Source organism: Halolamina salina (assembly GCF_042678005.1).
Taxonomy (GTDB): Archaea; Halobacteriota; Halobacteria; order Halobacteriales; family Haloferacaceae; genus Halolamina; species Halolamina salina.
The window spans coordinates 1-9,242 of the sequence record NZ_JBHUDH010000054.1; the positions used below are offsets into that span (position 1 = coordinate 1).

General features: G+C 50.7%; 4 protein-coding genes. 2 read left to right on the plus strand and 2 right to left on the minus strand.

Annotated elements, in window-relative coordinates:
* Together ACFR9S_RS06520 and ACFR9S_RS06525 are read right to left on the minus strand one after the other, a co-directional pair.
* Positions 1 to 2,466, minus strand: a 2,466-nt coding sequence (locus ACFR9S_RS06520) for a surface glycoprotein (protein ID WP_379818303.1), incomplete at its 3' end; no start/stop codon positions are given.
* A gap of 397 nt (positions 2,467 to 2,863) precedes the next feature.
* Complete coding sequence (locus tag ACFR9S_RS06525) at positions 2,864 to 5,335, minus strand: S8 family serine peptidase (RefSeq protein ID WP_079990221.1); 2,472 nt, start codon at positions 5,333 to 5,335, stop codon at positions 2,864 to 2,866.
* Between the two features lie 156 nt (positions 5,336 to 5,491).
* Here ACFR9S_RS06525 and ACFR9S_RS06530 point away from each other — a divergent pair, with 156 nt between their 5' ends.
* On the plus strand, positions 5,492 to 8,173 hold the full coding sequence (locus tag ACFR9S_RS06530; protein ID WP_143077010.1) for a VWA domain-containing protein: 2,682 nt from the start codon (positions 5,492 to 5,494) through the stop codon (positions 8,171 to 8,173).
* Positions 8,166 to 9,182 (plus strand): CARDB domain-containing protein, encoded by a 1,017-nt coding sequence (locus tag ACFR9S_RS06535; RefSeq protein ID WP_079990218.1) that lies wholly within the window; start codon positions 8,166 to 8,168, stop codon positions 9,180 to 9,182. Before ACFR9S_RS06530 ends, ACFR9S_RS06535 begins: the two co-directional genes overlap by 8 nt.
* Positions 9,183 to 9,242: the final 60 nt, after the last annotated feature.

A 9,242-nucleotide genomic window follows, 5' to 3' on the forward strand; every position in this document is an offset into this window, starting at 1 on the left:
CACAGCGTAGTCGACGCCGGTCGAGCCGTTCGTGTACAGCGCGGTCAGGCGGAACTCACCGTCGCTGTCAGTCTGGGCCGTGTGATCGGCCGGGACATTGGCGTACCGGTCGTCGGTTGCCTCGTACGTGAGGTTGTTGCTAGCCGTGAAGGTGTACTCACTCGGCGCTTCGAACGAGCCGTTGTCAGACACCTGAACGGTGTAGTCACCGGCTTCCAGGACGTGGACCGAGAAGTTCACGTTCCCGTCACCGTCCGTATCCTCAGCGTTGAAGCCGGTCCCGATGATCGACGTGTTCTGGCTGAGCTTCGTGTCGTCAGCCTCGAGCACGCCGTTCGTGAACAGGTAGTCGGTCTCAACGTTCAGGACTTCACCGGTTTCGTTGTCGACAACGCGAACGGACGCAGACGTGTTCGCGTTCTCAACAGTCTGGCTGTTCGCTTCCAGACGGTCCATCGTCACCGCGTGGACACTCACGCCCTCAGTGTTGTCGCTCGCACTGAGCTGCGTGTCAGACTCGTACTCGTAGACGTCACCACTGATTGCGCCACTACCGGACGGCGGCTCGGCCTCGAACGTCACCGTCGTGGTCGCCGTCACGTCCTCAGCGGGTGAGTCACCTGCCGGGGACGCCTGGAACTCGATAGTGACCTCAGTGTCTTTGTCAAGCTCATCGAAGGTCTCGGCCGTCGTGAGACCCGTGAACTCAGCGATACCGTCAGCGTCAGAAGTGACGGTATCACCCTCCTCCAGCCCCTCGATAATCGCGGGACCGTCAGAGGAAATGTTCGTGATCTCGACCGTGCCGTCCTCGAAGGCCGACAGGTCGCCTACGGGTTCTTCGTCCAGCGTCTGGACCAGGGTCGAAATGTCGACCGTACTACCAACATCCACAGTGGAGCTGGGGTCGACATCATCAATCGACAGCTTGTCCGCGTCCACGTTCCGAGTCAGCGTTAGCGAACTCGAATCGGACGTCTGAGTCGTCTCGTACAGACTCAGCGTCGTAGTACTGGACTGGAACTCACTCGTGTCGGCACCCGCGCGTGCGGTGTACCGAACCTGGTTGTTGTTGTCAGAGCCAACAGTCAGGCCGGTGAAGGTCACTTCACCGTTTTCGTTGGTCTCCTTGGTCTCGAGAACGAGTGCTTCGTCGTCGTAGTCGCTCTGCAGCCAGAGTTCAACGGAGACGTTCTCCTGGCGGTTACTGTCCCCATCCAGGACCTGGATGGTGACACTACCCTGAGTGCTCGACCCGACCTTGAGGTCGGTCGTAGAAGCACTGTAGGGACTGCCGGACGTGTAGCCGGCGATCTCGTAGTCGTTAACGTTATCGCTGGCACCCGGCAGGTCAGCCGTGTTGACCGTCAGGGTAACATTCGTCGTGTTACCGGCACCAACGGAGACGTTCTCCTCGAACGCCACTACAGTGAAGTTATCCTCATCCACCGAATCGGTCAGGGTACCCGGCGTCTGAGTGAAGTCAATCGACCCGTTCGCATTGGACGCGACAAGCGAGACGTTCTGCTCGACTGTCTCGTTACCAGTGTTTTCGAGGGTCAGTTCGTAGGTGACCTCGGTGTCGTTCGCGGCCACGATAACGGGCGTGCCGTCAGCACCCGTGATCGAGTTGGCGTTCAGCCCGTTCAGGGTGAAGGACGTGCTTGCCTGGTAGTTCTCGTCCGTGACAGCCCCGAAGTCGGCACTTGCGTTATCCGCGGCTGCGTACACGTCATAGCTACCGAGTTCGAACGCATTCCCATTCGAATTCGATAGGTCAACAGTGTAGTTCGTGTATCCTGTTCCGGTATCACTACCGGTGACAGAATCCGAACCTTGGTGGATGACCTCGTTACTACCGTCGTAGACAGCGAACTCAGCGTCCGCACCGTCCGTATGACTGACGTTGATGTATGCAGTCTCGTCGCCAGTGCTCACATCAACATCATTCGCGGTTACGCTGTCAGCGCCAACAAGATCGAAGGTATCGGTCTCCATCGAGTCGCTGTTGGCAACGTCGGTAACCGTATACGTCAGTCCGGTGGCCGTGGTCGAGTCTGACGTGTCGATCGAGGACACATTCAGATCGAAGTTCACGGTGTCGCCATCTACGGACTCTACATTGATTGTGATGTTGTTTGCGTCCTTATCGAACTCTGTAACGGACGCGGAGCCACTGGTATTAGCGGTGACAGTGGCCTGGGCATCACTAATGTTAGCGTTGTTAGCTAGGTCATCAGCGCTAACATTAATCGTGTTATCATTACCTACACTACCTACTTCGATTGTGAACTCCTGACTGACGCTGTCTTGGCCGACAGCGATGTCACCAGGAGTCCCGGCAGTATTGACTGCCGCCGCCGCACTTCCGGCGAAGGCGACAGTCATGCCGAATACCGACATCACCATGAGGGCGGCAAGGATGATCGCCCTTGCCTTCTCATGGGGTGTGGAATTACCTGTCATGTGTTGTAGTTATTATTCATTGCGGAGGGTGCTTAACATACGATACCCCTGCCGTTCGGAAGTGATGTGTTCATTTGCGTCGTGTATGTTGCTGGTTTCTGGTTCACGCCGGAAGCGCTACTTCACTCCACCAGTCGGGGAGGGGGTAGGGGTATCTATACATCTCACCTCCCGAATTAAATGCTTTGTGTTCCATACCCCCCAGAGCGAGCCAGAAACAACCCGACGACATCCGGTCAATACAAGATTAGCACCACACACGCGATCTCATTTTTCATATAAGTGAATCCTCACACCACATTCACACCCAGTTAATGAACTACCCCCTTGCTACGTACCGCCGTCAGCGACCCCTTGAAGAAGGGAGATTGAGTAACTGGGTGAACGGGGAGAAAGGTCACTCAAGAACTGGTTGTCCCGACAGGTATGCTCGGATAACAGTGTTCAGTCGCGGTGCCGAAAGCTCTCCCTGAAGATAGTCCTTGATCGCGGTATTCAGACCACTTGCATCCACGCGGCCATCTGCAGTCACGTATGGCGTCGCCCATGCAGCAGTATCCGTAACGGTAACTTCACCAACATTCACGCCGTTGACAGCCAGGTCATACGTGCCATCGCGCGCGAAAGATATCTGTAAGATCGTGCTGTTAGTTGCTCCCGCCGGGACAGAAAGCTGAGTTGTTGTAAGCGTAATGTCTCCCCACTCAAGATCGGCAGTGTACATCCCAGTGGTCCCTCCAGTATTTGAGACTGTAACGGACACATTGACTGACTGATCCGGCGAAACTCTCGTTGTTTCAAGCGTTGCCTCTGTCAGCGTCAGATTCGCGGGTCGAGTAACCGTGAGCTCGCCTGCAGTGACGTTATTTACAGCCAATATATAGTGACCCACATCACTAAAACGGGAACTGAGCGTCGTCTGAACCGTGTCCCGCGGCGGGACATCAACCGTTCGTGTCGAAACAACAGTCTCATTCGCGAGAAGTGCGACCGATTGACTCCCACTCCGATCCCCCGTATTTTCCAGGGTAACTGAGACATTCGCAGACTCGTTAGCCGAGATCCGATCAGAGGTTAACGACACATTCCGAACCGAAACCTGTGCCGGACGATCAACACGTAGCGTACCGACGAGCGTGTCGTTAACCGCAAGCTGGTAGTCACCGCGCTGGTCAAACCGGTGAGTCATTGTGAGTGAAGCCGTCTCATTGGCCGGCACACGAACGGAGTCGGTCGCAACAACCGTCCCATTTACACGAAGCCCAGCAGTATAGGTTCCTTCCGACGTTCCTGTATTTTCAATCTCTGCCGTTACCGCCACTCGATCCCCCTCAAGAACGGACGTAGTATTCAAGGCTGTCGACCGAACCTCGAACTCAGGAGTCGCTGATGGTTCAGTAAGGTACGTGATCGCTGCCGGAATATCAATAATGCCAGCACCGTATCGAGTATCTCGCTTCCCATCAGCCACCGGCCACGAATCCGGTTTCCGTGCCGTCTCCGTGAGTGCCTCGGTTAAATTACTCGGGGAATGATCCACCGGCGTCGCTGCCTGCAACAACGCCATCGCGCCAACAACGTGTGGAACGGCCATGCTCGTCCCCGAACGCGACGTCAGAGACCCATCCGAGCCAATACTGACGACATTTACCCCGGGTGCAGTTACCGAAGGAACCACATACGAGGCAGGCCACTCAGGCGGTGCAGTTGTTCCCCACGCAGTCGTCGTGTTAATCGATTCACCGCTACTGAATTCCGCAACGGAAGCATTTGCGTCAACTGCGCCAACACTATAGACATCATAAACGTTACCAGGGGACTCACTCGATCCAGCCCCATAATTCCCAATTGAAGCAACAACAACCGTTCCATGCTCACGAGCCACCCGAATCGGGTCAATAAACTCACTCTCATAGGTTTCAACACCGACACTCATCCCAATCACGTCAGCATCATTCTCAACAGCCCATTCGATCCCTGCGAGAGCTTGAGCTAGAGTTCCCGTACCATCTGGACCGAGTATCTGACCGTGCATAAGCGACACATTAGGGGCGACACCAATATGGGTCCCATTAGCTGAACCACCAGCGACAGTCCCACTAACGTGGGTTCCATGCCCGAACGCATCAGACGGCCGGGAACCGGTTACTTGAGTGCCATTCTCATCGAACTCAGCCCAACCACCCGGATATGTTGGATCATCCGGATCGGAGGAATACAACGAAAGAGCCGGATGGGAGACATCAACACCAGAATCAAGCACCGCAACCCGAATTCCGTCGCCCTGGGTATCATACGTCTCCCAAACAGTTGGCGCCCCAATGAGAGACAGCCCATAAGTTGTGTTATTCGAAGTTACCGACGAAGACGACGCAACAGATGATTCAGTAACGGGAGACACGACAGACGAAGAGGATGACGAATTTGTGTCAGAAAAAGCGCTTACATTATTTGCTGTGACCTCAACATTGCTTTGAATTCGTTCGACTCCTTCAACATGAGATATCGACTCGAGAGACACTCGCTCAGTATCAACAGTAACGAGAACAGCATTAGAAATCCAGAATCGATTTTTGACCGTCAACCCCTGAGTGTGATTAGCGAATTTAAGAAGCGCTGATTGAGCGTGAGCTGCTTGATGTTTTCGCGTCGTTATATTCGTTGAAGAGGGAAGATCCTCTAGGTAAATGAGGAGATCAAGAGTCTCTCCTGAATCCGAAGAGACAGAGATCTCGACATCGGAGTCAGTATGGGGAGATTGGGAGAAATTGGAAGCGAAACTCGCCCCAACAACAGGTGAGGCAACGAGAGAGAATACGAGTAAACCGATAAGGAAAACAGAAAGTAGAAGAGATCGGTTGAGAAGCATGGGGGCGAGTTAGAGGCGAACGATGTTAAGTTAATGGTCGATTTCAAAGTACACGGGCCAGTACCACGCAGTACATCGTTGATCTTAAAACAGTTAAATTGATAGAAATGCAATACTAACCAAGATTATAAGGCAATCCAGGATATCCAATCACTCATGTCAGACGGCCATACCAGTGGAGCGAACAATAAAAATGATCAAACGCTCCCAATAGGCAGACGTGATATATTACGCACAACTGGGGCCGGGTTTGGAATTACTGGGTTTGTAGGACAGGTAAGTGGCGCAAGCGGACTGGATGTTAATATCCGCCAGATAAATCGTCCAGAGTTCCCGGAGGTTACCGTTTTTGCAAGTGTATACGATAGTAACGGGGACACATTATCTAACCTTTCCAAAAGTGATTTCAATCTGATAGAAACACGCTTGGGGTCAAGTTCCGATCAAGCAATTGAGACGTTATCGTCGCCGGATTCAGATGAAGCAAACAATATTAGTACAGCTATAGTAATTGACAAAAGTAGGAGTATGAGTACCGGCAGTCGGATGGAGACTGCGATTGAAGGCGGGAAAGAGTTTGTTCAACAATTCAATTCAGGTGACGAAGGGCTCGTACTCGCCTTCAATGAATCAACAGAAATCCGACAACGATGGACAAGCTCTCAGTCTGGACTTACTGATACAATTGACAGTATTAGCCCTGCAGGAAATACGGCACTGTTCGATGCAGTTAGAGAGGGAGTAAACGAAGCAGGACCCCGAACGGATCAAGAACAGATTGGTCGTTCAGCTGTTGTAGTGCTAGCTGACGGACAGGATAATGCGAGTTCAAGCTCATTATCAGAAGCAGTCAACATCGCAAAGCAAGAGGGTGTCCCAGTCTACACAATCGGACTCGGGAATACTATCAATTATAACAATCTTGAACAGTTAGCTACTGAAACGGGCGGAGGATTTTATGAGGCTGCGGATGGATCCGATCTTACTGAAATCTATACAAAGATAGCCGAGAGCATTGCGAACGAATACGAAATTACGTATGTGACGAACGACGACACGACTGATGGGGCAGAGCGAAAAGTGCGGCTTGAGACCGCATACAACGGCCTATCAGGGTACGATACAGAAACATTTGAAGAACCGTGCGCCCCTCTACCGACAGCTAGTTTCACGTTCTCTCCAGACGCAGTCGTCGAAGGGCAGGAGGTCTCATTTGACGGCTCAGCTAGCCAACCGAACGGTGGCCAACTCGTGGAGTACGAGTGGGACTTCAATAACGACGGGTCGGTCAACTCGTATGGGGAAACAGCCACACACACATATACAGAACCAGGGCAGTACAACATCGCCCTAGCTGTTGAGAAGACCTGTGGCGCAAGAGACGTCGAGGTGAAATCGATCGCTGTCGCGGATGAACCAGTCAGTGTCGTCAATGTCAACACAAATGCACCAATTACAGAAGGGGAGGTGTTAGAAGCCGAGGTCGAACTGAAAAACACTCGATTTGACAAAGAAAACAGGAGTGTAGCGTTACAAGACTTTAGCGGGAGTACTGTCGATATAGAGCCTATTCAGATTGGTCGCGAAGAGTCGCTTACCCTAACGCTTGAATGGGATACAGAGGCTGGAGACGCAGGAACAGATAATATCTCAATCCAAGTAAGCGATATCGAAATCAAAGAACAGGTTGAGATCGAGAAATCATATAAGTCCCGGAAGCTCCAGACTGCTCAACTGATTGACCAACAGTCCTCCCATTCTGCAATGGAGGGTTATCTTAACACGAAGTTAGATGGTGATAAAGAATGGACAGCGTCCACTATTACTGCACTTGACCAAGCGGCAGATCAGGGTCAGATTTCAGAATCCACACGAGTGGACGCGATTCAACGACTGCAAGCAGTTGAAGATGTTTCATTACGAACTATCCAACGAATCGGTCCAGCACAAGCAAAAAATAGCTCGAGATTTATCAATATCTCCGAAAATACTGCAGTCAATACGCTGAAAACAGCTGTTAACATTATGGGTGCTGCCGTTGCTATTGCTATGATCCCATCTGGATTGGGAGTGCTCGCTGGAGGAGCAGCCACTGTCGCTGCCGGGTTCCTTACAGATATTGCAACAGACACAATAAATGATATGCTTGCAGCTGGCGAAGATAACGATGGGCCAGGTCTTGCTCAGGAAGCGACACGACAATGTAAAGAAAAGACAACCGATCTATTTACGAAAGTGTCAAACGGTGAAATATCTGGTGGAGAGGCTATTCAACAGGAACTCACAGAGATTGCTGACGAAATTATCGATCTAGTCCAAGACGGTATTCGAACCGCTATTGAGATAGATACGATACAGGGAATCTTCAATACTGTTGGTTCTGTAGGCGGATATCCGACGTTACTTGGAAACGGCTACTCAATCTATGGAACTCTCAATGACGTCGATAATGCTTTTCAACCAGATAAACTAGCTGCTGAGGGACTACAAGGGGATACAGAAAAAATAATCCAAGAACTCGAGCGAACAGAAAACAACCTGGATTCAACAATAAAGGATGCAGCAGATCTTATGGAATTTCTTGAGACTGTCTCAGGCGAACTCAATCTATGGGACAATATTGAAGACGCACTAACTGGTGATCAAGAGGTCATCTGGCAAATAATTGATTCCGCGACTGCTCTTGGGAATGCTGTAGTTGGGCTGTTCCTAGATGTATTAACGAGTGCTGGTAGCACAGTAGTAGGATATTCGTTGATGGCATATATCAAACTAATGCAAGGAGAAATAACAAGAACTGCTATTAACGGAGAGGAGGTGACATTCCCCAATGTCTGATCAGCCAGATCAAGCAGCGGCTATGCGGCAGGCGGTGGAGGAGCAAGATCTTGATCGGATTAAAGAGGCTTATGAACAGCTCGCTGAGACAGATTTAAATACTCTGTTAGAACAGATAGCTGCAGCAATTGATCAGGAACGATACGAAGATGCAGAAACTATATTCCAAGAAATCATGAAAAAGTATCAAACTGAAAGAAATAACGAGAAAGAGCTATCAGCACAAATCAATGCTGCACGAACTAGCCAAAACTCTTCGTTCGACACTGTCCAAGAACTGACCTCGTATCTACGGGAAGCAAATAGAACTCGGGTTCAGCGCACTGAGTTGCTATCTGTCGTTTCTACGTTTCTAGACAACCAATTAGAAAATACCACAGCCAGCGAGAGTAGCACGTTAGCAGTTCAGGCCGATAGTTCCAGCGAAGTTATTGACGTTATTTCCCGCACCCAAGACAAAGAAGACGAATTTGCCGACGTGACCGAGTCGGCCACCCAGTTAGCATCGACTGTTTCGCTACCACCAACCTTGAAACTCTCACAGGTATCAGTAGAAAGCAGTCAAATTAAAACAGCTGAGTCAGTCCCTCTAACTGTTACAGTTACGAACGTCGGCGATGACTTTGCTACAGATATTACTGTTTCAGTTGAACCGCCCGAATCCGTCAAAATAGATACTTCTCGAATAATACTTCCAGATCTTTCCGCAAACGACAGTATTTCAAAATCCTTTACTATCACACCAGAATCAGCAGGTTCACACGCGATCACGATATCAGTCGATAGTGCAGAGTCATTTGCATCTCTGACAGAAACAATCACAGCAACAAGTGAGATAACCATCCCCGAAGAGTATCAACCATATGTTAATAATGACGGGGTAGTCACAGAATCTGGACTGAACGATGCTATCCGATCTTATCTACAAGACGACTTACAGAGCAGATATCTAAATGGAATTATTCGATCATATTTGACCGAAGAACCTGTGACATCCTCCGAAGTTTAACGCACAGGATACCCGATACAGCAGACCGGTTCGCCCGGCGGCAGTAGTGCTTGCTGGCGG

Bases quoted from the DNA above. Each gene is read 5' to 3' on its own strand.
- ACFR9S_RS06530 (WP_143077010.1), top strand. From the start codon at position 5,492: ATGTCAGACGGCCATACCAGTGGAGCGAACAATAAAAATGATCAAACG.
- ACFR9S_RS06525 (WP_079990221.1), bottom strand. From the start codon at position 5,335: ATGCTTCTCAACCGATCTCTTCTACTTTCTGTTTTCCTTATCGGTTTA.
- ACFR9S_RS06535 (WP_079990218.1), top strand. From the start codon at position 8,166: ATGTCTGATCAGCCAGATCAAGCAGCGGCTATGCGGCAGGCGGTGGAG.